General features: G+C 57.4%; 20 protein-coding genes. 12 read left to right on the forward strand and 8 right to left on the reverse strand.

Annotated elements, in window-relative coordinates; translation table 11 throughout:
* Nucleotides 1–65: 65 nt before the first annotated feature.
* Nucleotides 66–1,616, reverse strand: a complete 1,551-nt coding sequence (locus tag VJZ71_17590) for an N-6 DNA methylase (protein HKQ49891.1) — start codon at nt 1,614–1,616, stop codon at nt 66–68.
* 56 nt (nt 1,617–1,672) lie between these two features.
* Nucleotides 1,673–2,632 carry a XamI family restriction endonuclease gene (locus VJZ71_17595; protein HKQ49892.1) on the reverse strand — a complete coding sequence of 320 codons (960 nt, stop codon included), beginning with the start codon at nt 2,630–2,632 and terminating at the stop codon, nt 1,673–1,675.
* Nucleotides 2,633–3,477: 845 nt separating this feature from the next.
* On the opposite strand from VJZ71_17595, the gene VJZ71_17600 reads away from it, so the two are divergent.
* From VJZ71_17600 to VJZ71_17610, 3 genes are read left to right on the forward strand one after another with little or no spacing between them, the layout of a single operon-like run.
* Nucleotides 3,478–4,629 (forward strand): DNA cytosine methyltransferase, encoded by a 1,152-nt coding sequence (locus tag VJZ71_17600; protein ID HKQ49893.1) that lies wholly within the window; start codon nt 3,478–3,480, stop codon nt 4,627–4,629.
* A gap of 47 nt (nt 4,630–4,676) precedes the next feature.
* Nucleotides 4,677–6,086, forward strand: a complete 1,410-nt coding sequence (locus VJZ71_17605) for an ATP-binding protein (GenBank protein HKQ49894.1) — start codon at nt 4,677–4,679, stop codon at nt 6,084–6,086.
* On the forward strand, nt 6,083–7,087 hold the full coding sequence (locus VJZ71_17610) for an O-methyltransferase (GenBank protein HKQ49895.1): 1,005 nt from the start codon (nt 6,083–6,085) through the stop codon (nt 7,085–7,087). Before VJZ71_17605 ends, VJZ71_17610 begins: the two co-directional genes overlap by 4 nt.
* Before the next feature lie 71 nt (nt 7,088–7,158).
* Here VJZ71_17610 and VJZ71_17615 read toward each other — a convergent pair whose 3' ends face one another.
* From VJZ71_17615 to VJZ71_17635, 5 genes are all read right to left on the reverse strand, one after another.
* The gene (locus tag VJZ71_17615; GenBank protein HKQ49896.1) at nt 7,159–7,533 is read right to left on the reverse strand and encodes a hypothetical protein; all 375 of its coding nucleotides are present in this window, start codon (nt 7,531–7,533) and stop codon (nt 7,159–7,161) included.
* Between the two features lie 100 nt (nt 7,534–7,633).
* Entirely contained in the window at nt 7,634–8,752 is a 1,119-nt protein-coding gene (locus VJZ71_17620; GenBank protein HKQ49897.1) for a Fic family protein, read from the reverse strand.
* A gap of 1,224 nt (nt 8,753–9,976) precedes the next feature.
* Nucleotides 9,977–10,750, reverse strand: coding sequence for an ATP-binding cassette domain-containing protein (locus VJZ71_17625; protein HKQ49898.1), 774 nt, complete (start codon nt 10,748–10,750; stop codon nt 9,977–9,979).
* Entirely contained in the window at nt 10,732–11,526 is a 795-nt protein-coding gene (locus tag VJZ71_17630) for an ABC transporter permease subunit (GenBank protein HKQ49899.1), read from the reverse strand. Before VJZ71_17630 ends, VJZ71_17625 begins: the two co-directional genes overlap by 19 nt.
* A complete protein-coding gene (locus VJZ71_17635; protein ID HKQ49900.1) occupies nt 11,523–12,536 on the reverse strand; it encodes an ABC transporter substrate-binding protein in 1,014 nt (337 codons plus the stop codon). The genes VJZ71_17630 and VJZ71_17635 overlap by 4 nt, the downstream gene beginning before the upstream one ends.
* Nucleotides 12,537–13,587: 1,051 nt before the next feature.
* Between VJZ71_17635 and VJZ71_17640 the strand changes: the two genes are divergently transcribed.
* From VJZ71_17640 to VJZ71_17665, 6 genes are all read left to right on the forward strand, one after another.
* Nucleotides 13,588–13,782 carry a hypothetical protein gene (locus tag VJZ71_17640; protein ID HKQ49901.1) on the forward strand — a complete coding sequence of 65 codons (195 nt, stop codon included), beginning with the start codon at nt 13,588–13,590 and terminating at the stop codon, nt 13,780–13,782.
* The gene (locus VJZ71_17645) at nt 13,779–14,138 is read left to right on the forward strand and encodes a hypothetical protein (protein ID HKQ49902.1); all 360 of its coding nucleotides are present in this window, start codon (nt 13,779–13,781) and stop codon (nt 14,136–14,138) included. Before VJZ71_17640 ends, VJZ71_17645 begins: the two co-directional genes overlap by 4 nt.
* A gap of 705 nt (nt 14,139–14,843) precedes the next feature.
* Nucleotides 14,844–15,878, forward strand: coding sequence for a hypothetical protein (locus VJZ71_17650; protein ID HKQ49903.1), 1,035 nt, complete (start codon nt 14,844–14,846; stop codon nt 15,876–15,878).
* Between the two features lie 1,392 nt (nt 15,879–17,270).
* Nucleotides 17,271–17,765 carry a DUF2924 domain-containing protein gene (locus tag VJZ71_17655; GenBank protein ID HKQ49904.1) on the forward strand — a complete coding sequence of 165 codons (495 nt, stop codon included), beginning with the start codon at nt 17,271–17,273 and terminating at the stop codon, nt 17,763–17,765.
* The gene (locus VJZ71_17660) at nt 17,762–19,354 is read left to right on the forward strand and encodes a recombinase family protein (protein HKQ49905.1); all 1,593 of its coding nucleotides are present in this window, start codon (nt 17,762–17,764) and stop codon (nt 19,352–19,354) included. Before VJZ71_17655 ends, VJZ71_17660 begins: the two co-directional genes overlap by 4 nt.
* Nucleotides 19,351–19,746, forward strand: coding sequence for a hypothetical protein (locus VJZ71_17665; protein ID HKQ49906.1), 396 nt, complete (start codon nt 19,351–19,353; stop codon nt 19,744–19,746). The genes VJZ71_17660 and VJZ71_17665 overlap by 4 nt, the downstream gene beginning before the upstream one ends.
* 163 nt (nt 19,747–19,909) lie before the next feature.
* Here the strand turns inward: VJZ71_17665 and VJZ71_17670 are convergent, their stop codons facing one another.
* Entirely contained in the window at nt 19,910–20,077 is a 168-nt protein-coding gene (locus VJZ71_17670; protein HKQ49907.1) for a hypothetical protein, read from the reverse strand.
* Nucleotides 20,078–20,992: 915 nt separating this feature from the next.
* Between VJZ71_17670 and VJZ71_17675 the strand changes: the two genes are divergently transcribed.
* From VJZ71_17675 to VJZ71_17685, 3 genes are all read left to right on the forward strand, one after another.
* The gene (locus VJZ71_17675; GenBank protein ID HKQ49908.1) at nt 20,993–22,645 is read left to right on the forward strand and encodes a class I SAM-dependent DNA methyltransferase; all 1,653 of its coding nucleotides are present in this window, start codon (nt 20,993–20,995) and stop codon (nt 22,643–22,645) included.
* Nucleotides 22,646–22,659: 14 nt separating this feature from the next.
* Nucleotides 22,660–23,676, forward strand: a complete 1,017-nt coding sequence (locus VJZ71_17680) for a restriction endonuclease (protein ID HKQ49909.1) — start codon at nt 22,660–22,662, stop codon at nt 23,674–23,676.
* Between the two features lie 135 nt (nt 23,677–23,811).
* Nucleotides 23,812–25,206 (forward strand): restriction endonuclease subunit S, encoded by a 1,395-nt coding sequence (locus tag VJZ71_17685; GenBank protein HKQ49910.1) that lies wholly within the window; start codon nt 23,812–23,814, stop codon nt 25,204–25,206.
* The last annotated feature ends 2 nt before the right edge of the window (nt 25,207–25,208 follow it).

Below are 25,208 nucleotides of genomic sequence, written 5' to 3' on the forward strand. Positions count from 1 at the left end.
GTTTGAGGCGGCGTGCAATACAGAAGCGGATTCAGCGAAGATATCAAAGAGCCTTGCAGGAGGGATCAGCCGAATAGGCTCTTCGTTTCGATGCGCCGGCAGGTTTCGGAAAGTTCCGGCCAGCGTTCGACAAATCCTCGTGCTGAAATGCGACCCAACTCACTCGGCTCAATTTTGTGCAGCCCGCCGCCGTAGACTCGCCCTTCGCCGCGTAGTTCATGACCGGTGATACGACCGAGGATGTCAAACACGATTGCCGCGCGGTCAGGATGCCGATGCAGCATCGTGGCAAGTCCCGGCTGCGGGAAAAGCATCAGGTAGAGATTCGTCGCAATTGCCTGCGATCGGTTCCAGATGAACCGGAATGGCCGCTTGTCGTTAGCGCCGCGCCCCATGTAAGTGCAGACGAAGGGTGCGGGTTCACGCTGCTCCTGCCTGTACCAGGGGGTGCGTTTGCCGACCAGATACCCGTCCCTCACACCGAGAGCCTTGGCGCTGCGCAGATACTCCCAAAAGGCCGGATGGCGATTCGCAAGCATCGGCTCTGGAAGGTCGCAATCAATGACGCAGAGTTGAGGGGCGATTACCGGATACCCGTCATCGTCGCAATCGAGGACCGTTGCCTTCAACATCCTTGGACTAGGCAGGATCGGCCGAAGGTAGCGCTTAGGAATCCGACGGCGCTCCGCGTCGGCTCGATCGAGGACGAAGAACTTGTTGCTGCCTGTCGCGATTCCCCTGCGTATCCGAAAGAAATCACCGAGCATCGGCCCGGCATCATCGGTCGATACGCATCGGTCGTTCTTCGCATGGCTCGGAAACACCGTCCACTTACGGGCGCTTCGCAACTGAGGGAGCGTGAGTGACGCCGTTGCATGCGGATTGTCCAGCGTCCCGCCGAAGGTAAACTCGACCGCGTGTCCCTCCGACGGAGGGAATTTGCGGAAGACGAGTACTACGGAGGACACCAGCGCGTCATCGAATTGCACATCGTCGGGATCGAATCGGTGAGCGCGGACTAGCGTCACGCGGTCCGTAAGGAACCGCTTGAGAGCGGTACCGTAGTTCACGTCCATAAACTCGGATGGGATCAGCCACGCCGCCCAACCGCCGTCCTCCATCCACGCCGTGGCGAGCAGCACGAAATAGACGTACAAACCCGCAAGCCCGTTCACTTCAATGCCGGTGAGTTTGTACGTCTGCGCTTGCAGGCGTTCCTTGTCCACGCGATCCAGATGATGGTGCCGCACATAAGGCGGGTTGGCCAGAATCAGGTTCGGAGCGGCGGGAATCGATCCGTTGCCCGCAAGGCGCGTGAAGTCCCCTTGGACGACTTCCAAGCCGGAGTTCGCCCAAAGGTCTCGGGCAGCCCGGCAAAACGCACCGTCGATTTCAATGCCGACGGCGCTTGCGATTCGACCCTTGCCTAACGCCGTCACCGCCGCGGAGAAGAAACTGCCTGTCCCAATCGCAGGATCGGCGAAGCGAATGCCACGCTTGCTCTTGCCAACCTGTTTGGCGACGAACCGGGCAATTTCGACGGCGAGGGCGTTCGGCGTTGCGAACTGGCCGAGGCGATTGCGCTCGGCAGCGCTGCGCTTTGCATCGAGAGACACCTGTACCGCCTGTCGGCGCGCCTCATTTGGAACACTTGTTATGGTCGCCGCGAGCGTCATAGACCCAGCTTTTCAAGATCGCCGATGCGATGTTCCCACACCCAATCAAGGCCTTCGGCGGCCTCATAGCCAAGATAATCGCTACCGAAGTAGCCGCAAAGGAACAGGACGAACGGCACGGAATCGCCGTACGTCGCCTGCAATTGATGGATCTTCGTCGCCTCTTCCTTGCGCCGCTTGTTGGTGTTGGTGAAGTCGCCGGCCGACTTGGCCTCGATCAGAATCGGCAGCCGATCTTTGTTAGGCTTCTTCGGCTGAATCACGACGTCGACCGGGATGTTCACCACGACCTTTTTTCCGACCGGCAAGTTCATCCTGAAGGCGTATGTACCGGGTTCCATGTCCTTCAGCGGCTTGCCTGAGGCGTGTGCCTGCTTACGATAGCCCCGCTTGTCGAGGAAATCGCCGATCATGGCAAGCTGCCGTTGTTCCTGGGCGTTCCGTACGATCGGGTTGGCCATCGCGCTGCACAGCCGGTCAGCGACGATGGTCGAAGCGCGGTCGCGCTCATGCGCCGTCGGCGATTTGCAGGCATCGAGCCAGGGAAAGATGTCGCGGTCAAGTAGCTCGCTCAGCACGCGGCACACCGAGCCGAGATGCTGCGCCAGCAACTCCGGGGACATCCGCTTTGCCAGCTTGCCGGCTTCCATGCAGCCGATCAGCGCTTTGTTGGCTCCGGCAAGCCCGACAAGACGATCGACGGCCAGGGGAGGCGCCGTACACATCCGGAGCGTGGGGAGCGCTCCGGGGTTGGCCTTGAGGGTTTCCGCATTGAGGCTGCGCAGATCGTCCGTGGCAAGGAGTGACGCCTTGACGTGTTCGGTCGTCTTGACCCGCGTCGAGCGGAACGCCTCCGGAGCGAACCGCATAAACCAGCGGTTGAATTGGTCGACCGAGGCCGCGATGTCGGCCTTCCATAGATGCGGCTTATCGGCGTTGATCTTGGCAGGCGGCAATCCGTTGCTCCGTGAAAGTTCGCGTCACTTCACCGTATTACATTACCGGAATTACGTCCAGCCCGACGACACACCCTAATGCCCAGGCCATGTTCTTGTTATACTGAAAAGCGTGTTGGAGCGAGATTCGAAGGTGAACAAGTCTACGAAAAAGGGCCTCGTGGCCTCAGGCAGCATCTGGAAACGCAATCAGGTTACTCGCCGCAGGGTAATTCAACGCGTTTGTCAGTGCCTTACGGTCGCACATGGGTGCCCTCGGCTCGGCAACCCACGTGATCCACTCGACGATCTTGTTTACATCATCATCTCGAACAAAACGACCGCCTCGACGGCGCAACGAGTCTATCGTGACCTGAAGGCACGTTTTCCCTGCTGGCGCGATATGATCGGAAACGGAAGGGCGTTGCGCTCGATCTTACGACCTGCGGGGCTTTCGACGGTGAAGTCCGCCCAACTCGTTCGCGCCGTCACTCAAATTGACCACGATATCGGTACTTGTGATTTGCGATCACTTCGGAACCTGCCTCCTGAAAGGGCCGAGAAGTACCTGTGTTCCCTGTCTGGTGTTTCAACGAAAGTCGCCAGATGTATCATGATGTACACGATGAATGCGCGCGTGTTGCCGGTAGATTCGCACGTACATCGCGTCGCCAGTCGTCTCGGCTGGACGGCTCGCAAACGCGCGGACCAGTGCCACCAGGAACTAGAGGCGTTGGTTCCGCCGAGCCGGCGGTTTGCGTTCCATGTCGATTGTATCGTACTCGGACGCACGGTATGTCGTCCCCGACACCCTCGTTGCACCCAATGCTGCATTAGCGGATACTGTCCATCAAGTAGGGCGAAACATGGATCGTAAGAAGGGCCGATTCACAGCAGTTGATTTGTTTTGCGGAGTCGGCGGAATGTCGCTCGGCTTCGAGCAAGCTGGTTTCAAGATACTTGCCGGGTTCGACTCGAATCCAATCAACGTAACATCCTACGCCCATAATTTTCCAAAGGGTCATGCCTTCGAAGCCGATCTTTCAAGAATTACCGGGCCAGAGATTCGTCGACTCGTGGGGCTTAAGAAGAAGGATCGCATAGATGTTCTGTTTGGCGGCCCGCCATGCCAAGGCATTTCAGTTATTGGCAAGAGGGAAATTGCGGATCGCCGCAACGGACTACTATTCCATTTCGCCAGATTGGTTCGCCAGTTGCAACCTCGTTACTTTGTGGTCGAAAACGTGGGAGGCCTTGTGCTGGGGGAGGCGCGATCACTGCTCGAGTCTTTTGTCCGGCGGGCCAAACTCGCCGGGTATCACGTACAGGATGTTGACGTTCTTTGCGCGAGCGATTTCGGTGTCCCCCAGCGTCGAGAACGAGTGTTTATCTTCGGATGTCTCAAACGTCTGGACCTTCCGGCCTACCCAAGTCCTTGCAATCCAGCGTCGGCAGTTTGGGGGACACGCAAGCCCACTGTATGGAGCGCAATCGGAGATATTCCAGATGTAGATCGATTTGAGTACCTCTTGGAGAAAGACGAGCTGATTGATCCGCTCGGACAACCGCGCGCATATGCAGCCGTCTTAAGAGGAAACGTCGACGATCCCAAAGATCATGCTCCAGCACGCAGGTTTTCCTCGCGTAAGCTCGGCGGGTGCCTTCGTACGATTCACTCCAAAGAGACGGTGAAACGATTCGCTTATACGGAACCAGGAACGAGCGAACCAACAAGTCGATATTTCCGCCTTGAGAAGACCGGAAAGGCGAACACATTGCGGGCCGGGACCGGTCCGGACTACGGTTCATATACGGCTGCGCGTCCGATCCATCCCGTTCATCCGCGGTGCATCACGGTAAGAGAGGCCGCCAGGTTACACTCTTTCCCAGACTGGTTTAGTTTTCACCCCACAAAGTGGCACGGCTTTCAGCAGGTTGGGAATTCCGTACCGCCGCTATTCGCGCGCGCGGTTGCGCGCGAGATTGTCGCGGTGCTTCGGGCCGGGAACACCGCGTAGGACGGCGTTCGACGGCCTCACAGACTTGCAGAATAGTGGAGCAATCGATGACGCGACGCACTTACGAAGACGTACCAGCGCATCCCGTGAAGTCCTTCTTCGTCCACATGCTTACGCGGGACATTTCGGTTTCCGATGCCATCCTCGATCTACTTGACAATTGTGTCGATGGGATAATCCGCAAGACCAAGGGTAAACGATCGGGAACGACTCCGTACAAGGGCTACAAGGCGCAGATTGACATAGGCAAGGACTCCTTCAGCATACACGATAACTGTGGCGGCATTCCTTGGAACCTACACGAGTACGCATTTCGCATGGGGCGCGCCAAGGCGGATCAGGATGCGGGTCTGCCTGTGGTTGGCACATATGGGATCGGAATGAAGAGAGCCATTTTCAAGATCGGGAAGAGCTGCCTGATTCAAACGCAGAATGGCAAAGATGCATACGACGTTGAACTCTCGCCTTCGTGGATGAAAGATGAAAACCAGTGGACCATCCCCGTTGAAGCCGCCAAGACGCGCATGAAAGAGGACGGCACCACGATCGTCATCGAGAAACTCAATAAGGGCGTCTCAGAACTGTTTGGTGACAACGCGAAGTCCTTTCGTCGCGATTTTGAGGCACAGGTAGCCAGTCATTATGCTTTCATCATAAGCAAAGGCTTTTCCGTAGAAGTCAACGGACGTCCAGTTTCGCCGTTGCCAACGAAGCTTGCCTTCGAAAAGTCCAACAAGACAAAGGCGATTCGGCCTTTTGTATACACGACTCACACAAATGGCGTCGATGTATTCATGGCTGTCGGGTTCACCAGGCCAATTCCCTCAGAGGAAGAAATCGCCGCGGAGCAAGTCGAGGCGCGCTATTCCACGCTCGACGCCGGTTGGACGGTCGTGTGCAATGACCGGGCAGTGCTCTACTGTGATCGCACCGAACTGACCGGCTGGGGTGAAGCCGGCGTGCCAAAGTACCATACACAATTCATTGCGATTTCCGGAGTAGTCGAGTTCAGGAGCAACGACGCTTCGCGACTGCCAACCACGACAACCAAGAGAGGAATTGACGCGGCGTCCCCCTTGTACCTTCAAGTAAAAAACAAGATGCGCGAAGGTATGGCACTGTTCACGAATTACACTAATAAGTGGAAGGGCCGCGAACTGGTACAACAGGCGAGGGCACAGATAGACAGCGCAGCGCCCGCGGGTATTGAAGAAATCAAACAGAGGGTCGCCAAACTGCGACTGACCCATGTAAAGTCGCGCTTGCGAGGTCGGCAATACAAGCCAACGTTGCCAATGCCCTCGCATACAGCAGGAGACACGCGACGAATCAGTTATTCGAAGCCACTTGGCGAGGTTGAGCAAGTCTCGGATTATTTGTTTGACGACGATGGACAGACACCATCCGTGGTTGGCGAGCGGTGCTTTGACGAGATACTCAAGGAGGCGAAACAATGAGGCACCCAGCTTACCAACTCCGTCCGTACAAGGCCGTAGATCGAGCGCTCCTTATAGACATTCTTACTAGGCTGGATGGATATGCTACGTTTTCATCATCGGAGACCGACTACACGTACTACTCACTGGGGGGACCGTTTCTCGAAGATTTTCGACTAATCCAACAGCGTTTCCCCGACATTGCATTGGTCTCTATCGAGAGTGACCACCATACCTTCAGACGGCAGAAATTTCATCGCCCATCGAAGCGCATTCGACTTGTTCGCAAATCGCTTTCCGACTTCATTGCTGAGATGTCCGATAGCGGGCCATCCATTTTTTGGCTGGACTACATTGATAATACCTACGCTCGTTTCGATGAATTCATGAAGCTGCTATCGCAGGTGGGAGAGAGGAGCATCGTAAAGGTCACACTCCGTGCCGAAATGCAAGACTGGCGTTTGAATACAGAAGAAAAGGAAAAGGCTCTATCAAAAGAGGTGGCGGATCTATTGGAGAAGCGGTTCTTGGAGGACTTTAGGATACAGTACTCGAATGTTGCGCCAACAGCGGTTGAGCCGAGTATGTTCCGTGAAAACCGCTTCCCGAAGCTCCTTCAGGATATGCTTCAGATTGCTGCGGAGAAGGCGTTGCCGGCAGGGACCGGGCTCATATTTCAGCCATTAGCGTCTACCCGATACAGCGACAAGACGCAGATGCTCAGTTTGGTTGGAATTGTTTGCAGTCCAGGGGACCGCAATGAGATTAGCGACCGCTTGAAAACGTGGCGATTTGCGAATCTGGATTGGAGCGATCCAGCATTGATCTCATTGCCTGTACTTAGCATAAAAGAGAGGCTTCATCTAGATAAGTATCTTCCGGAAACAAAGCCTGACGGAAAATCGCTCGTCAAGGCGCTCGGCTATAACGTCGATGATGACCGAAAATCGTCCGTCGAAATGATGGCACAGTACAGTGCGTGCCATTCGCACTATCCGCATTTTGCCCGCGTGATGGTTTGACGTACAGCTGGAGTCGTTCAGATGCCGCGCGTTGTTATTTCAGGCAGGCGGGATCGTGTATTCATCGGCCCTCACGCCGGCAACTCGCTTTGCTTGATCACCGAAAACCGACCCTCACCCCTCGACTCAAGCGCCAGGGCTTCATGCTCGGCGTCCTCTTGGTACCGCCACCCGCGTTCCATCCTGTTGTCGTGGTAGAACACGTTTCCCTTGAGGTCCACGATGACGTACAGGTCTTCCGTCTCCGGGATGCTCAGGAGAATCGTCTTCGAGGCGCGGCTGGCGTCGAACGCCTCATCGTTCTCGTATTCGCAGATCGCGTCCCCCGAGAAAACGACGAGCGAGCCCTCGTCCCGGTTGACGGTGACGAGGTAAATACCGCCGCCGCTCTGCCACGCCTCTCCGCCCACGATCGCCGCAAGTTGTTCGGCTGTCCGCTCGTCCATTTCTGAATCTCCTTTCCAATTATACTACATGGCAAGGTCGATAGACGGCACTCCGCCGTGACGCGAATAAGCGGCCGTGACCTGTTGGCCTTGCCTCGCTTTACGCCAAAACCTTCTCCGCATCGGCTAATCGGTAGCTCGTACTTCGGCCCCCCCCGGCGTTCTGTGCGATGATGCCTTTTTCCAGTAGTTCCTGAATGTCCCGCAGCGCCGTGTCCGTCGAGCACTTAGCGAGCTTGGCGTACTTCGAGGTCGTAAGGAATCCCTTAAATCCGTTTAGCAAACGATTGATGACCAATCGCTGCCGGTCGTTGACCGGCCGGCGATTGATTCGCTGCCACAACCTCGCTTTGTAGAGCACCGCGCCAAGCGCCGCCTCCGCGCCATCTAGTGCGCGGCCCAGGCAGCCCAAGAACCAATCCAGCCAGCGCGTGATGTCCACGTGGCCGCGCTGCGCTCTTTCCAATTCCAAATAGTAGTTCTTCCGCTCCGCCTCAATTTGCGACGACATGCTGTAGAAGCGGTCTTTCGTGCCGTCGGCGCGGGCAAGGGTCATGTCTGCGATGGCGCGCGCGATTCGGCCATTGCCATCCTCAAACGGATGGATGGTGACGAACCAGAAATGCGCGAGCGCGGCCTTAAGCACCGGGTCAACCGACACCGGCGCGTTGAACCACTTGATGAAGCCGGTCATTTCGGAATTGAGGCGATCCGCCTCCGGTGCCTCGAAATGGACCTTCTCACGGCCATACGGCCCGGAGACGACTTGCATCGGCCCGGCTTCCTTGGGACGCCAAGCACCGACGGTGATCCCGCGCATGCCGGTGCGCCCGGTCGGGAAAAGCGAGGCGTGCCAGTCGAAGAGTCGTTTCTTGGTGAGCGGCGACTCGAATTTGCGAGTCGCGTCGAGCATCATTTCGACTACGCCCTCGACATCCCGGCCTGCCTTCGGAAGCCCCGCCGCGTCGAGGCCGAGTCTTCGGGCGATCGACGAGCGCACCTCCTCGGGGTTGAGCATTTCCCCTTCGATGGCGGAAGACTTAACGACATCGCTGGTGAGCACGGTAAGGGTCGCTTCCGCGCGCAAGTCGAAACCCAACGCTTCCATTTTACCGAGCAACCGGCCTTGTTTATGTCGTACGGCCGCCAAAGGGGCGGCGAGCGCATCGCTGTCCCAAGTAAACTTTGGCCAATCAGGCTGTTCGTGAATGTAGGTCATATTTCGCCGCATAGGTTGCGGTGATTATATAAGCGATTCGCCGCACGAGTCAAGTTATTTGCCGCACGGCGTGCGGTGATTAGAGGCCCTATTCGCCGCACGCTGCGCGGCCGGTCAGCAAATACTAAGCCGAATCCCCACCTACTCCTCGTGCATGACGCTTTAAGCTCGATTCCTACACCGCTAAGGGGTCCCGACACTTTACCCCTTGCGAGCCTTTGTACGCCGAAACGAGAATCTGTCCCCTATCGACGACTTAGAAGTCGGGGATCGCAGATGAGATGTCCTCTATGCAGAAGAACATTAGGCCCGAGCCTGTACTTGAACCTATGGAGAGATCGTTCCTCGCTTCCGCCGAGATTTACCCATCGTACACCATCGCTCGCCGCTGCACCGAAAAAATCTGCATAGACAGCACGAGTGGACACGCGTGCTCCAGGCGGTACAAGGCACGTCCAGAACTGCGCCTGATCCTCGCCCACTTTATCGCCACAGGCAAATCCGATCGCTTTGCCATCGCATTCATAGATGAACGCATACCGATAGCGAGCAAAACGTCCCTCTCCAAGCCAATAGAAGTAGTACGGTCGTAATTCCCACTCGTTCCATGCTGGGTGTCGATCGAGAAACCACGCCAACCATTCATCGAACAGTCGCGATACCAACTGCTCGTCGGGAGCCTCCGCTCGCCGACGAAGCAAGACGTCCGGCCTGTTTGCAATTCCGCTCTTCGATACATCCAACACCACTTCGGGGAACGTCTGCTCGTCGCTGCGGGCGGTCGGATGCCAACACTCGTCAGTGGAGTACGGGCGAAACGCCCCACTCGCCGTGACCAACTCCTCGGCTTCTACCTCACCGACGTTTTTCATTATTACGAGATAGCCGAGATCGCGCACCAGTCGAGGAACGAAATGACGAAGGTGCGGAACCAGAGGATTCGCACATGGCCGCATCAGCACAATTACCGGTCGGTCTCCCTCAGCGCGAACCGTCTGAGGAGCACACCCAATGCACCAACACACTCCTCCATCAGCCAGACCCCACACACACTCCCCGCGAAGTGCCGCCTCATAGTACGAGACGTGGCAGCCATAAGGCTCAATCTCCTTCGGCAATCGTAGATTCGGGATCGTATCAGGTCGGCGGATTTCAAATCCATGCGACCTGAGCCACTGAGCGACCATCGGCAAGTGCGGCGATGCTCGTTCCACGCCAACCTCCCTAGCGCGGCGAAGCGGTCGCATGTGTATCGCGCAGCACATCAATGATGTCTCGTCGAATAACTTGCAGAGCCGGATCGTCGGGCGAGCGTGGTACGTCTCCAGGCAGGAGGCGATCGTATTTTATCCCCTGTCCCATCGACAGAAGCACAATCCGTGTCCCATTTCGCAGCGCGTCATCAAGACTGTGGGAGACCATGACAATTGTTGACTCTTGGATGCGCCGCCGTTCAACAAGTAAATCCAGAAGGTCAAGGCGACTAGGCAGGTCCAGGGACTCGCAGGGTTCGTCCAGCAGCCATAAATCAGCGCCGGAGAGAATCAGGCGGGCAAGTTCCACGCGCTTTTTCATTCCCGCCGAGAGTTCGTGCGGGAACCTACCGATGCAATTTGAAGCGTTCGCCTGCTCAAGTGCTTGTAGTGCATCCGCAAGACATTCTTTCTGATTCTGACCACGAATCCGGCGAGGCATCGCTGCATTGCCTTCCGATGACAACCAAGGAAGAAGTCCATCCTCCTGGAACATGAACCCAATGTCTCGTGCATTCACATGCACGGTTCCCGCCCACGGCTTCAAAAGGCAGGCCATTAGCCGTAATATTGTGCTTTTGCCCGTCCCGATACCACCCATGATAACGGTCCAGCTACCACGCTCAATTTGAAGATCGGTGTTCCGAAGTATGGGCGATGTCCGTTCGTAGCCGAACGTCACGCCGCGCAGTGCGACAGACTCATCATGCGTTGATTCCATTGTGTTTACCGTAGAAAAAGCCACGCACCATATCTCCGGGCTACAAGGACCCGCGCGATTGCGATAATTGAGCGATCCAATGCGATAGCAGTCATTGCGATCAGCAGGGCGGCGAGCAACATGACGGAGGTATTCCCCAGTGAGCGGCCCAGCATGAGAAGGGTACCCAAGCCTTGATCGATGCCAGCCATCTCGGCCGCCAGAACCGCCATCCACCCAGCGAAGAAATTGAGCCTGAGCAACAGGAGCAACATTGGCGCCATGGAGGGAAACGTCACGAAGCGGAGAACCTGCATAGGGGATGCCCCCATGACAGCCAGAATTTCAAAATACCTCTGACGAACATTAGTAGCCAAGTAATAGGCAACGATTGCCGCGACGAATACGGACCCAAGCGCAACTGTGAGGAGGCATGTAACCTCACCGATGCCAGTGAGAATCATAAAAAACGGCATCCAGATGATGGGCGCTAGTGGAGCGAGCAATAGAAAAATCGCATTCAGGCGACGGCCAAAATACGGAAACTGAGAAGCAACGACGCCGACCATCACTCCGTTAGCAAAGCCGACCACCGTGCCCAGGACAACCCTCGCGAACGTATACGCAAGCGAGTTCCCGATTCCAATTGCGTAGGGTTGGCCCGAGTCGGCAAACCTCCAAAGAGGAAAAGCGGGGCTGTGCGCGATGAACGAGAACGCGTCGCCGATTGTGCGGTAATGTGCCATTGCCGCGACAACCGCGGCGACGATCATCGCAAACCACGCGAGTCGCTCCAATCGGTTCTTAAGGCGGGCTGTCATGGGACGGTTCCGTACTTCTTCTTCAGGGTAGCGAATAGCTCTGGGTTCTCCTTAATGACTTCTTCTAGCAGCGAAAAGTCAAACAGCCGATCATCGGCAGGGGCTGGAATGTAGCCAAGTTTGACAAGGAATTGACTCTTGGCGATTACGAAACCCTTGAGCCCGCGAATATCGATCGCTGGAAATTGCGATTGCACCGCTTTCATCAGTTCTTCGGGCGGCATTTTGTAAAACGGCTGGGCAATTCGCTGCGATACCGTTGACAGATCTGACTCGATATCATGTTGCGCCTGGACCATTTGCCGAATCAGCGCCTTGAGCACGACGCGATCGTTACGGATATGCGACTCGGTCGTAACCAAGACACAGTCCGGATGATCTGTGTGCCATAGACCTTCCCCCGTCGCGAGCCGATTCATTCCCTCTGAAACAAGCTGAGAAACAAAAGGCTCGACATGGGTTATCGCGTCAACCTTCCCGCTTCGGAGTGCGGTCAAGGACTCGAATGGGTCTGTAAAGTAGATGAGTTCAACCTGTCCGACGAGCCCGGCTTGCTCAAGAGTGCCATAAGCGAGCGCCTCAAGAGTGTCTCCGCGATATGTCCCGATTTTGCGGCCCTTCAGCGATGTTAGGTCATGGATGTCGGCCCTACCGACAAGCGCGAGGCCGTTCATTCCGCTTCCAGCAATGATTCTGAGTGGTTTGCCGCTCCCGTAGGCAGCCGCGACGTTCGTGAACGGCGTAACGCTGGCGATCGGACCGCCCGCGCTGGCCAGCGCGACGGCGTGGTCGGCAGGATTTCCGATGTACTTAAGGGTGATGTGCACTCCGTTCTTTGCTCGGGCCGATCCTTGCGCCTGTTCTGAGGCGAGGAGTAGTGGAAGATTGCAGTATCCTACACAGCGGGCCACAGTGATCGTTTCAGCCTCGCGACTGACCGACGCACGCCAAATAAACGCAGCCGCCAGACCAACAACAAGGACGCAGGCCAAGGAAATCAGTTTTTTCATTTCGTTCTGTCCTTCGCTGGCCCACTCGACCGGCCACTTTCGTTGGAATCATGTCCAAGAAACTCGACGAGTCCCTGAAACGACGTGGAACGTTGGCTTGGTTTTTTCTTAGCCTCGAATTTCATTGTTGGGAGCAGAAGGCCACACTCCTGTACCAGCCAGTAGTCCAAGTCGGCTTGAAACCGATGCCCCGCAGGAGTCCACCAGCACTTTCCCGGTTCGATTTCGACCTCCACCCAAACGCACGAGTCCTCGAGCGATTCAGTATCCTTTCGGAAGTAGATCGCCGCGTCGTACGCGCGCAGAAACGCGAAATCGCTGGGAGACGGCGCCGTAATCAGTAAGTAATGGATGTTCCTGACGCACTCTTGGCGCCCGGAGGTTCGAGCCTCTTGATAAATTAGCCTCGCCCCTTGCCGGTGATTTGATTGCCATCGGTCGTCAGTTCCTTCGGAGGGTAAAACCCCGGCCACGTACGTAATCGCGATTCCATCGGCCGCGAGATCAACCAGCTTCTTTGGTATTTCCGTGTTGTCCGGCACGATGGATCGCTGCGCCACTACGACAATGTGGTCCCCGCGCTCGGCGTGGCTCAAGAGGTTGAGGAAGGGCTCCGCAGGTTCCGGCCTGAAGCTCTTCCGCCACGATTCGCGATCGGTCTCTTGCTGAAGAACGTCTACCGGAACGTTGTAAAGTTTGGCAAGTACTTGAACCTCGTCGGGGCGAACCGATCGCCGATCGAGTTCCAGATCCCCCAAGGTGCTCTTAGAAAAACGGCCTTGCGATTTGTCGGCGAGGTCTCGAAGCGGGGTATCTCCCCGTGCCTGACGGAGAATTTGGCCAGTCGTGCTCATGACGCTCCTAGATTCAGGGGACCACCAAGCTTCCGGTATTAGGATACCGCCCCTGGACCGGTCCGGCAACGGCCTAGGAAAATTGTATTTTTTTACTATTGACTTGGCCATGGACGGCCAGGATACTTTATTGGACGTGTCCTAGGACAGCCACGGACGCAGCCGGTTGGACGGCTCCCGTTTTTTGGAGGTGAGCAATGCACCCTTCCCCCCTTTTTCCACTCGTGATCGCGGCAGGCGAGCACGCCGCAGGAGTTCCCGTCAGTCTTGGCTGGTGGGCGGCCGGCGTAACGGTCGCGCTGATCGCGATGGTCTTGATCATTCCCAAGCTCATCCGGCGACGGGTGCAAGAAGAAGTCGATGACGCGATCAATCGAAGGTTTCGGCGATGAAGGAGCATGTTGTGCGTTTTAGCGGTGCAGCGGAGCACAATCCAAATAGGAGCGAAGATATCATGCACGAAGAAGATCAATTCGCACAAGACGACATGGGTCTTTCGTTGAAGACTTGCGCAGAGTGCCGAAGCCGCTGTTTGCCGAATGCTTCGGTTTGCTTGACCTGCGGGAAGTGGCTCCTAAAAACAATGAGTCCTGAGAAATTCAATGAAATTCGGACAAGCCTTAATAACGCCGAATTGCAGGTCGCGCGACAGCAGGAACAGATTGAGCTTCTTCAACGCCAGATGGCTGCCTTTACGCGCACCAACCCCAAAAACGCGGAAGCCAATTTTACTCATAGCATCAAGTAATGATAGGATGCCCGCAGATTTAGTCGTTCGAGTCTAACCAAACTCCGCGTGACGGTTTCAATTAATCAATCTCCCGCCGAAGTCCCTCTCGCCCTCTTGGCCGCACTCCATCCCCTCCGAGCAGGTGGTTTTCGCGCAACGCCGATAGACGGCTTCTGCCGTGAACGCGTATCCGTGACCTGTCGGGTTTGCAACTTTCACGGTTTCACTCAACCTCTCGCTATGCCGCCTTTTCAAACACCAGCCAGAAAACCGCCCGGATCGACCGAAAAACGAGGTTTCGATCGTCGGGTTTAGCGCGATGGCGGGCGTAGCGGGCCCCCGCTAGTTCAAGGGTCGTAGCGAAACTGGCCGCCCCACAGGTTAACGCGAATCGCCCGGACGGAGACGTTCGGGCGTTGGCGTTTTTACGCCAATCTTGGCAAGGGTTTACGCGCGATCGCGAGGCGGGCCGGGTCTCTGAGGTAGCAACGGGCGAACGCCCGTTTAGCGCGACCAGGCAAACCGCCGCCCCGTAGTCGGCGAAAGTCTCGGAGTCTCTGGCCTGTTTGGATCGCCGGGTTATAGGGGGGTTGGGTTCGGTGGAGCGCACTAGACTACCCTTGAGCGGTTAACCGAATTTGGCCTGCGGTCATCGTCGGGCTCGTTTCTTTACTAGATTCTCTATCAGAGATGGGGAATCTCTACTACTGAGGATCGGTTGTGATGGTTGAAATAGAAGACAAGTTAGCCAGCATCGACGAAATGGAAAGCGGCCGCCCTGAAAGATTCTCCGACGAGACCGCAACGGGTGAAACCAATCAGGAACTTCGAGGACCGCGACGGATCTCGATTGCGGCGCGATTCGATCCTGATCCCAACAGTTTCGATTGGGTTCGGCGGCTCTATTCTGACTATGCCCACTGGATTAAGGCTCCAGAGATAAAGTCCTCCGATGTGATCTCCTTGTGCCAGGTGAATCCTAGGGCGAAAGATCAAGTTATTAGAAACATTCGTGAAGCCGATATTTTTGTCATCGACCTTTTCGAAGATTATCACCAAACGCTCGATTCCCTCAAAAAGATGGCACCGGATCAAAAGCGCCCGCTTGAGTCACTGGCAGCTGCTAATCGGCTTGACCGCGAGGAAATCGTAAACTTCCTTGCTGATGAGCGGCGCGTTGCCGTCCTACGGTCGATTGTGCCAATTATCGAAGACCTAACCAAACAAGCAACGGTCGTACATGATGGCGCCCTTCACCGATTCGAACACAGCGCACTAGTTGATTTGGACAAGATTGGCGATCTCGGTGAGCAAGATCTAAAGGAACTCATCGTGCGGTTTACCGTGCTGTTCAGTGACGCCCTGAATCCGGAAGTGAGGGCAAGGGCCATTGAGTCAGTAATATCCTCCCGTTGTTATGGCTCGCGAGGTCATGTCGCGATGGAAGTTCTTGAGTTAGCAACGGCACACGACATGGTCTTCGACCGTGGTTCTGACCGCGCGATGAACCGGTTGATCGAAGCAGATAATCGGCTTCATGAACACTTGGAGGCGATCAACCTAAGGGGCCTTCAGCGACCAAGACGGGGCATCCGCCAGCAAGACTCTCGCGATGTTCTCGGCGTTCAGGCGGCCGATATCGCGGCAGGCTTCGCGAGGAAGCGTTTTGAGGACTTTTTTCAGGGCGACACGACAGTTGCGGCAAAACGGCTCAGGGAAGAGTTCGCACATGTCTTGTTGAACACGAAGTGGCTCTGAGGGAAGGCAGGGACCAATCTCTTTTTTATCACTCGGAGTGTGTAAGATTGTTAGTCGTATGCCAAGAAGAACGAACGAATTTCAGGCACTCGTTTTCACACTAACACGACAGCTCCAACCTCTCGGAGCCAGAGTCATAGAGTCTGGTTTGCTCACTGATAAGACTAATGGCTCCCCACGAGAAGTCGACATCGTCGTTGAGGTTAGGTCAGGTCCTCACCTAGTACTGCTTTGCCTTGAGTGCTACTCGGGACAACGACCAGCGACGGTTGAATGGGTCGAACGAATGCACGGAAAGCACCAAGCGTTGAATACAAACAAGCTAGTCTTGGTGTCAAGACGAGGATTCTCTCGCTCGGCAGCTAGGACTGCTCGCTCATACGGCCATGAGGCGCTCAAGGTCTGTGACGCGGTGTCACTCGATTGGAAGTCGTGCGTAGATACAATTCCCCATCTCGGGGTCAGGGCAACTATTCTCCCACAAATTCGCAAGGTCTTGATCGATGTTCCCGAGCCAGATCGTCAACGAGCACAGTCAATAGTCAACTTTCGGCAGCTCACTCTGCGTGAGCCGGGCGGATGTCAGCCCATTGTGCTTTGGAAATATGTAGAGTGCCTGCTTCACGAACAGCGATTTACGGACGACGTTGTACGAGCACTCCCGCCAAACAAGAAAACGTTGCTCAAAGGAACAATTGCCTTGAAGTCGGGCTGCGAAGTTATCGACGCCGAGGTTGGAGCGTTTCCGATCCGGTCAATATACTTCGAAGCAGAGGCAGAACTTGTTGAATCATCGTTTCCAATTGAGCGATACGCGTTCGGCGAACAAGTAAAAGTAGCGCTTGGGCGAGGAAAAATTAACCAATTCCCTATCACCATGTCTGTTGCACATGAGAAGGGAGGCGAGCCCAGCGTACGAGTTCATCTGCAATCAACGAGTGGCGATAAACAGTTAGAACTCCTAAGTGGCCGTCTAGTCGCAGAGCCATGATTTGAGTGACAACCGCCCCCTGTACGCGACAGTTTCACTCCTTCCTTTTCTGATCCTCGCAGCATTTCCCGGACACTACCGTTTCAAACGGCATAAGTATCAGGCATACCCCGACCGACCGGGCAGTTATGACGACGGCCCGCTACGGCGAGGAGGAGTCTGTCGATGCCGAAACCTCTGCCGCAACTCGTTCTTTCGCCCGCTGACTGCCACCGCGAGGTCGCATCGATCCTTGCCCGGGGCGTTGTCCGATGGCGAAAACAAGTCAAGTTAGGCCATTTCGCTACGGACTCCGAAGCGGAAAAACCCCCAAAAACCGGCCTTGCAACCTGTTTTGAGACGCCGCTCAGTGGGTCTCTAAATACCCGCGGGTTACGCCTGCGGGAGGACGGAGACGACGCATGAAGCTCAATGTTCCCAAGGAGTTAGCGGCGCTCGAGCAGATGACCGTCGGGCAACTCCAGGACCGCTACGTCGAGGTCTTCGGCGAGGCCGTCCGCAGTCGGCACCGCCACTACCTCATCCGCCGGATCGCGTGGCGGCTCCAGGCCAACGCCGAGGGCGGCCTATCCGAACGGGCCCTACGCCGGGCCGAGGAGCTGGCCGACGACGCCGACGTTCGCACCACGCCGCCACGGGCGGCCAACGGGGTGGCCCTGGCGCGCCCCGGCAATACGACCGTCGTCCGCGTGGCCGTTGCCGCCGATCCCCGCCTGCCGACCGCCGGTTCGCAGATTACCCGCAAGTACAAGGGCCGGACCATCGCCGTGACCGTCTTGGGCGACGGTTTCGAATACCTCGGCGACCGTTACCGATCGCTGACCGCCGTGGCCAAGACCATCACCGGCTCGCACATGAACGGCTTTCGGTTCTTCGGTCTGGAGGCGAAGGAATGAGGCGCAAAGGCGAAAACGGCAAGGCTCCGCCCCCGCCGACGGTGCGGTGCGCCATCTACACCCGCAAGAGCAGCGAGGAAGGACTGGCCCAGGAATTCAATTCCCTCGACGCCCAGCGCGAGGCTGCCGAGGCCTACATCGCCAGCCAAAAGGCCGAGGGGTGGATCGCCTTGCCCACCCGCTATGACGATGGCGGCTACACCGGCGGAAACATCGACCGGCCGGCCCTCAAGACCCTGTTATCAGACATCGAGGCGGGCAAGATCGACTGTATCGTTGTATACAAGGTGGACCGTCTCAGCCGGTCCCTCATGGATTTCGCCCGGATCATGCAGACCTTTGAGACGCACAAGGTCTCGTTTGTCTCCGTCACCCAGCACTTCAATACGACACACTCGATGGGGCGCTTGACGCTCAACATTCTACTTTCCTTCGCCCAGTTCGAGCGCGAGATCATCGGCGAACGCATCCGCGACAAAATCGCAGCCTCCCGGGCCAAGGGCAAGTGGACCGGCGGCACGCCGATCCTGGGCTACGACGTGGACCGGTCGAACGGCAGCCCCAAACTCGTCGTCAACGCCGTTGAGTCGTCGCGGGTGCGCCAGATCTTCGAACTGTATCTGGAGTGCGGCTCGCTCCTGCCCGCTGTCGCGGAATTGGAGCGCCGCAACTGGCGGACCAAGGTGTGGGCCACCCGGAGCAAAAAGAATCGCGGCGGCGTCGCATTCGACAAATGCAGTCTCCACGCGTTGCTCACGAACATCGTCTATTTCGGGAAGGTTCGGCATAAGGACGCCATCTACGCTGGCGAGCACGAGCCGATCATCCCCGAGGATCTCTTTGGCCGCGTGCAGCGCAAACTCCAACAGAACGGCCGGACGGGGAACGCCGAGATGCGAAACCGCCATGGGGCGCTCCTGCGAGGCCTCCTGCACTGCAAAGCGTGTGGACGATCGATGAACCACACCTTCACGAGCCGAGACAACCGGCGGTATCGGTACTACACCTGCGCCAATGTCATCAAGGGCGGACGGCGGCGGTGCCCAACCCCGTCCCTACCGGCGGCGGAGATCGAAAAAGCGGTCGTGGACCAGATCCGCTGCATCGGCCAGGACCCCGGCCTGATCGCCGAGACGTTGAAGCAGACCCGCGCCCAGGCCGAGGCGGCGATCGCGGGATTGACCGGCGAACGGCGCACCTTGGAGAACGGGCTCACCCGTTGCCACGCGAAAATACGCAAGGCCGCGACGGGTTCGGTGGGTAGAGCCGTGGCCGAATGTATCGCCGAACTAACCGACCAGATCGGCCAGGCCGAACGGCGTCTGGTCGAAATCGATGGGCAGATCGCCGAGCACCGGGACAATCTTGTGGATGAACAGGACGTCGCGGCGGCGCTGGCCGACTTCGACAACCTCTGGCGTATGCTGAGCCCCCGCGAACAGGCCCGTGTCATCCACCTGCTGGTCAGCCGAGTGGAGTTCGACGGCGATGACAGCACCATCGAGGTCGCGTTCCACCCGTCGGGGATCAAGGCCCTGGGCGACGACACACGTTGCGACACCGTCCGGGCGAGGGAGGCCGTCGCGTGATTACCGTGAAGCGGAAGGTCCACGTCGTCCGACGCGGCCACGGTCGCAAAACCATCGCCATCACGCCGCGGCCATCCGACCGAGCCACGCCCGGGCGTATCCCCAGGATCTCCCGCATGATGGCCCTGGCGATTCGCTTTGACCGGCTGATCCGCGAGGGCAAAGTGACCGACCTATCCGAGTTGGCCCGTCTCGCCCACGTCACGCAGCCCCGCATGACGCAGATCATGAACCTCAATCATCTCGCGCCGGACATCCAGGAGGAGCTGCTGTTCCTTCCACGAATTACTACTGGCAGGGAGAGGGTGCATGAGAGGATGCTCAGGCCGGTTGTAACGGAATCCGACTGGCGACGGCAACGTCGATCCTGGAAGCTTCGTCGGTACTGGTAAGGCTTGACGGAACATACTGATACGCGGCCGGTCCCGTTGGCTCGTTTATCAGTATTGGTAGCGACTGGCGGGAAGCCTTGTGCGGGGTAAAAATAGGGCGAGGCCCCGGAGGTCGCGTTGACCGCCGGAGCCCGCCGAGAATCACGGACTATGTTGCCGTGCGTTAATACTTCTTGTTACACGTTCCAGCGCGGTCCTTGCCCCTGCACTCGTCGCAAAGCTCGCCGGTGGTCGGCTTTTCGTCCTTCTCGACGTAGTCGGAGGTGGGCCAGTTGGAGCAGTTTTGGCAATAGTGCCACGTATCAGAATGGGTTTTCTTTCGATATTTCATGCTAAATCCTCTGCGTGACTCAACGTCACGCGAAATTTGTAAACTCTGCCATCACGTGAACCCCGTTGGGTTCGCCGTGCCAAACGAAGTCTGGTTGGCCGTCGTACCAGATCATGTCCAACGTTCGGTCGTGTGCCTTTCGTGTTTTGCCAGGCTTGGGGACGAAAAGGGAGTTCCTTGGGATTCCCAAATCGAGTTCTACCCCGTCAGTCTTGCGACGCACTTGGGCATCGACCGAACGATTCGGCCGAAAAAAGATTTTGAAGTTGTCGGTTGTGGGCCTTGACCCGAAGGCGGTGGTCGCGGTAATATGGGCTTCCATAAGCCCGGTCGCCTTGGAGCGTTCATAGCGTTCCATCCGTGAAACAGCATTTGATCGGGCTTTCGAGGCCGAGACGCGTCAACGTCTCGGCCTCACCCTTTTCAATACAGTTCATTGTGGCGCGAAACCGGCATTCTGTCAATTCCAATTCATAAAAAGTTGTAGCCGTCGCTACGCGGCTAACGAAATCAATTCTTCCAGCGTCCCCCGATGATCCGCGCGTCCCACCGGCTGGGCCGGGATCTTCCCCTTTGGCGCATGATTCCGGCGGCAATTGCAAAAGATGAAAAACAGGGCGCAGGCGTGGCCGTGGTCGCCGATGACGCTTTGTTTCGTCGGCCGGTACAGGTCGCCGGAGAGTAACGAACCGCATCGCTCGTAGCCGGAACCATCTTGTAGTGCTTGATTACCTGGGCGTATTAAACCTCATTCCCGCATTTGATGAATAGAAAGCCGCAGCCATCCTACAAATCACACTCCTCCGGCCCGCTTTCCCAAGCTCGTCCAAAACCGTATGATTTACTCCGTCGACCGGCTACTCTCGGGCGCAGGGAGCGGACGAGCCCCTATCACTTCGGCAGGGCGAGGCAGCGATGGCACGACGTAAGCGAGCGGGTAACGGCAACCAGCCCAACCTGACCGGCCGAAGCGACGACTCCGCCACGCGGAAGGGCGCCACAGATGCGAATAGCGCCGCCGACCTTGGCTTCGAACAGAAGCTCTGGAAGGCCGCCGACGCCCTTCGCAATAACATGGACGCGGCGGAGTACAAGCACGTTGTCCTCGGGCTGATCTTCCTCAAATACATCTCCGACGCTTTCGAAGCAAAGCACGCCGAACTGGCCGGCTCAAAGGCAAAGGGGGCCGACCCCGAGGACCCCGATGAGTACCGCGCCGAGAATATCTTCTGGGTGCCGCCTGGAGCGCGCTGGTCGCACCTGCTCAAAATGGCAAAACAGCCGACCATCGGCAAGGTCGTCGACGATGCGATGGATGCCATCGAGCGAGACAACCCCATACTAAAGGGCGTTCTCCCGAAGGAATACGCCCGACCGGGCCTCGACAAGCAGCGGCTCGGCCAACTGATCGACATGATCGGCAACATCGGCTTCGGTGGGTCCGGTCACCGCTCCAAGGACTTGCTCGGCCGCGTGTACGAATACTTCCTCTCCGAATTCGCCAGCGCCGAGGGCAAGAAGGGCGGCCAGTTCTATACGCCCCGCCCGGTCGTCAAGCTCTTGGTCAACATGCTCGCACCCTACAAAGGTCGTATCTATGATCCTTGCTGCGGCTCGGCCGGTATGTTCGTGCAATCCGAGGAATTCATCGAACACCACGGCGGGCGGGTCGGCGACATCGCCGTTTACGGTCAGGAATCCAACTACACGACATGGCGGCTGGCCAAGATGAACCTTGCGATCCGCGGCATCGACGCCAAGATCACGCACGGCGATTCTTTCCATAACGACCAGCACCCAGATCTAAAGGCCGATTTCGTCATCGCCAACCCGCCCTTCAACGATTCCGACTGGCGCGGTGAACTACTCAAGGAGGACAAGCGTTGGAAGCATGGCGTCCCACCGGCTGGAAACGCCAACTTTGCCTGGGTGCAACACTTCCTCTCAAAGTTATCGCCGACCGGTCTCACGGGCTTTGTACTGGCCAATGGCTCGATGTCGTCGAACTCTTCGGGAGAGGGCGACATCCGCAAGTCCATCGTCGAGGCCGACCTCGTGGATTGCATGGTCGCGCTGCCCGGTCAGCTTTTCTACTCGACCCAGATCCCGGTCTGCCTGTGGTTCCTTGCCCGCGATAAAAAGAACGGCCGCTTCCGCGACCGCCGCGGGCATGTTCTATTCATTGACGCCCGCAAAATGGGTTCGATGATCGACCGCGTCCAGCGGACGCTGACCGACGCCGACATCGCGACGATTGCCAACACTTACCACGCCTGGCGCGGTGACAAAAAGAATGGCGACCCCGCGAAGAAATACGAGGACATCCCCGGCTTCTGCAAGTCCGCTACGCTCGACGAAATCCGCACGCACGGCCACGTCCTGACACCCGGCCGCTACGTCGGCGCGGAGGAGGCTGAGGATGACGGCGTGCCGTTTGAGGAGAAGATGGGCAAGCTGACGGGTGAACTGGCGGCGTTGACGGCCCAGGGGGCGGAACTGGATAAGGCCATTGCCACAAACCTTGCGGCGATCGGATTCCCGCTGCGTACACCGCCGGGGAAGGAATGATCGGAGGATAAACAATGAGCGCCGCTGATCGCATCCTGTGGGGCATACACGCTGGCCGGACCGGCGAGGCTGATACGCTCTTTCTCAAGGAAAACATGATCGCCCTAGGTTGGTCCGCGCTCGGGGATTTGTCCAAGCTTGGCGCTGATCGAGCCGCGTTCAAGGCCAAAATTCGGGAGGAATACCCCAACGCGAAAGATGGCCAAATCTCTACCTGGGCCGGACAGCTCTTTCGTTTCGTCCACGAAATGAAGCCGGGCGACCATATCGCATACCCATCCAAGAGCGATCGCACGATCCACTTGGGAAGAATCGAGGGCGAATATCGCTATGACCCGGTGAAGGCTCCGCGTTTCTTCAACCTACGGCAAGTCAAATGGATCAAGTCCGTCCCCCGATCGCACTTCACGCAGGGGGCATTGTATGAGATCGGCGCGGCGCTGAGCCTCTTTCAAATTAAGAATTACGCGGATGAGTATTTCGCCGCCATCGAGGGCAAGGCCGCGCCTGCACCCGTTGCCGACGACCAAACCATCGCCGCGGTCGCCGCCGACATCGACGAAACGACCTACGACTTCGTCATTAAGCGGCTGGCCCAGGAGACCAAGGGCCACCCGTTCGCCCATTTCGTGGCGCATTTAATGGGCACGATGGGCTATAAGACCCGCGTTTCACCGGAAGGACCGGATGGAGGAGTTGACATCATCGCGCACAAGGATGAGCTAGGCTTTGAGCCTCCGATCATCAAAGTTCAATGCAAGAGCAGCGAGGCTACCGTCAGCGACCACGATGTGTCCGCGTTCTACGGCAAGGTCAGCACGAGCGAGTTCGGGCTGTATGTTTCCCTCGGTTCGTTCTCGTCCAAGGCCGCGGCCTTCGCCAAGAGCAAGCCCAACCTGCGACTGATCGACGGCGAAGAGTTGGTCACCCTGATCTTCGAGCATTACGAGCAATTCGACTCGCTGTACAAGGGGCTGCTCCCGCTTCGCCGAGTCTATGTTCCCGAGGCCATCAACGAGGACGAGGAATGATGGGGTGCGAGTCTGCGTCCGACGATTGCGCCTTCCCCGCTGCCACTCGGGCCACCGCCAAGAGTGCGTCGGAAGTGCGGCCCGCCCCGTTGGCATCAGCGGACCAGCACGCCACGAGCGGGAGGAAGGGGCGACATGGCAAGTGAGTGGCCGGACACCCCCTTGGGAGAAGTGTGCGAAGTGAACCCCGATAAACGGGATTCATCATGGTCTCACGAGCTTGTAGAATACATCGATATCACTTCTGTCGGAAGCGGAGTGACAAACGAGCCTCCGAAGCTGATCCCGTTGCACGAGGCTCCGAGCCGTGCACAGCGCCTTGTGCGTCCGGGCGACACAATTGTCTCGACGGTCCGTCCAAACCGACGATCATTCCTGTACCTCCGAGAACCCGCCGCGAATACAGTCGTCTCCACAGGCTTCGCCGTGCTAAGGGCGAAAAAGGGGCTTCAGCCCAGATTTCTCTTCTATCTAGTTTCTGACCAAGCCTTCACGGACTATCTGGTATCCCATGAGAAAGGTTCGGCCTATCCCGCTGTCAACGCGAATGTCTTTAGCGTCGCTGAAGTTTCGCTCCCACCTCTCGCCGAGCAGCGGGCGATCGCGGCGGTGCTGGGGGCGCTGGACGACAGGATCGAATTGAACCGGAAGTCCGCGCGGGTGCTGGAGGGAATTGCGCGGTCGGTGTTCACGTCGTGGTTCGTGGACTTCGACCCCGTTCGGTACAACATTAAGCGCGAGGGCGAGGAACGAGCCTACGAACGTATGGGCCGAGCGGCCCGTTTCGGCAGCTTCGGCGAGGACATCTCGATCATCGACAAGGACGGCCGCTCTCGCCCGCTCCGCTCGGAAGACATCCACCGCCACGTCGCCCACCTTTTCCCGAATCGCTTCGTGGACTCGCCTATCGGCGAAGTACCGGATGGGTGGAGGGTAACAAGAATCCAAGAAGTTTGCGATCTCGGACGAGGATCATCGCCTCGCCCGATTCATGACTACATGGGTGGGACTGTACCTTGGATAAAAATCGCCGATGCAACTTCCGCTGGGGGCCGGTTCATCTACGAAACCAAGGAGTTTGTGACGGAAAGGGGCGCGACCAAGAGCGTTTGGGTCAATCCCGGCGATCTCATCCTGTCAAATAGTGCAACGTGCGGTGTTCCCATCTTCGTGGGGTTGCGGGGTTGCATTCACGACGGATGGCTTCATTTCAGAGATCTACGGGGGATCTCTCGCGGTTATCTCTTTCATCTTCTCGCCACAATTTCAGAGCACCTAGTGCACATCGCAGATGGCTCCGTGCAAAAAAACTTAAACACTGCCCTTGTGGGCGACCAAATGCTCACGATACCTCCGTCCCGCATTTTGGCGGCTTTTGATCTTCTGAACGACAGCATCTTCGGAAAGGTTGACAAGACCATTCAGCAATCGAGAAACCTCGCAGCCCTCCGCGACGCGCTCCTGCCCAAACTCATCGCGGGCGAACTCCGCATCGCCGATGCCGAAAAGATCGTCGGGAGGACCGTCTGAAT

The organism is Phycisphaerae bacterium (assembly GCA_035275405.1).
GTDB lineage: Bacteria > Planctomycetota > Phycisphaerae > UBA1845 > UTPLA1 > DATEMU01.

Coding starts and splice junctions, on each gene's coding strand:
- VJZ71_17600 (HKQ49893.1), top strand. CDS start 3,478: ATGGATCGTAAGAAGGGCCGATTCACAGCAGTTGATTTGTTTTGCGGA.
- VJZ71_17605 (HKQ49894.1), top strand. CDS start 4,677: ATGACGCGACGCACTTACGAAGACGTACCAGCGCATCCCGTGAAGTCC.
- VJZ71_17610 (HKQ49895.1), top strand. CDS start 6,083: ATGAGGCACCCAGCTTACCAACTCCGTCCGTACAAGGCCGTAGATCGA.
- VJZ71_17615 (HKQ49896.1), bottom strand. CDS start 7,533: ATGGACGAGCGGACAGCCGAACAACTTGCGGCGATCGTGGGCGGAGAG.
- VJZ71_17620 (HKQ49897.1), bottom strand. CDS start 8,752: ATGACCTACATTCACGAACAGCCTGATTGGCCAAAGTTTACTTGGGAC.
- VJZ71_17630 (HKQ49899.1), bottom strand. CDS start 11,526: ATGACAGCCCGCCTTAAGAACCGATTGGAGCGACTCGCGTGGTTTGCG.
- VJZ71_17635 (HKQ49900.1), bottom strand. CDS start 12,536: ATGAAAAAACTGATTTCCTTGGCCTGCGTCCTTGTTGTTGGTCTGGCG.
- VJZ71_17640 (HKQ49901.1), top strand. CDS start 13,588: ATGCACCCTTCCCCCCTTTTTCCACTCGTGATCGCGGCAGGCGAGCAC.
- VJZ71_17645 (HKQ49902.1), top strand. CDS start 13,779: ATGAAGGAGCATGTTGTGCGTTTTAGCGGTGCAGCGGAGCACAATCCA.
- VJZ71_17650 (HKQ49903.1), top strand. CDS start 14,844: ATGGTTGAAATAGAAGACAAGTTAGCCAGCATCGACGAAATGGAAAGC.
- VJZ71_17655 (HKQ49904.1), top strand. CDS start 17,271: ATGAAGCTCAATGTTCCCAAGGAGTTAGCGGCGCTCGAGCAGATGACC.
- VJZ71_17660 (HKQ49905.1), top strand. CDS start 17,762: ATGAGGCGCAAAGGCGAAAACGGCAAGGCTCCGCCCCCGCCGACGGTG.
- VJZ71_17670 (HKQ49907.1), bottom strand. CDS start 20,077: ATGAAATATCGAAAGAAAACCCATTCTGATACGTGGCACTATTGCCAA.
- VJZ71_17675 (HKQ49908.1), top strand. CDS start 20,993: ATGGCACGACGTAAGCGAGCGGGTAACGGCAACCAGCCCAACCTGACC.
- VJZ71_17680 (HKQ49909.1), top strand. CDS start 22,660: ATGAGCGCCGCTGATCGCATCCTGTGGGGCATACACGCTGGCCGGACC.
- VJZ71_17685 (HKQ49910.1), top strand. CDS start 23,812: ATGGCAAGTGAGTGGCCGGACACCCCCTTGGGAGAAGTGTGCGAAGTG.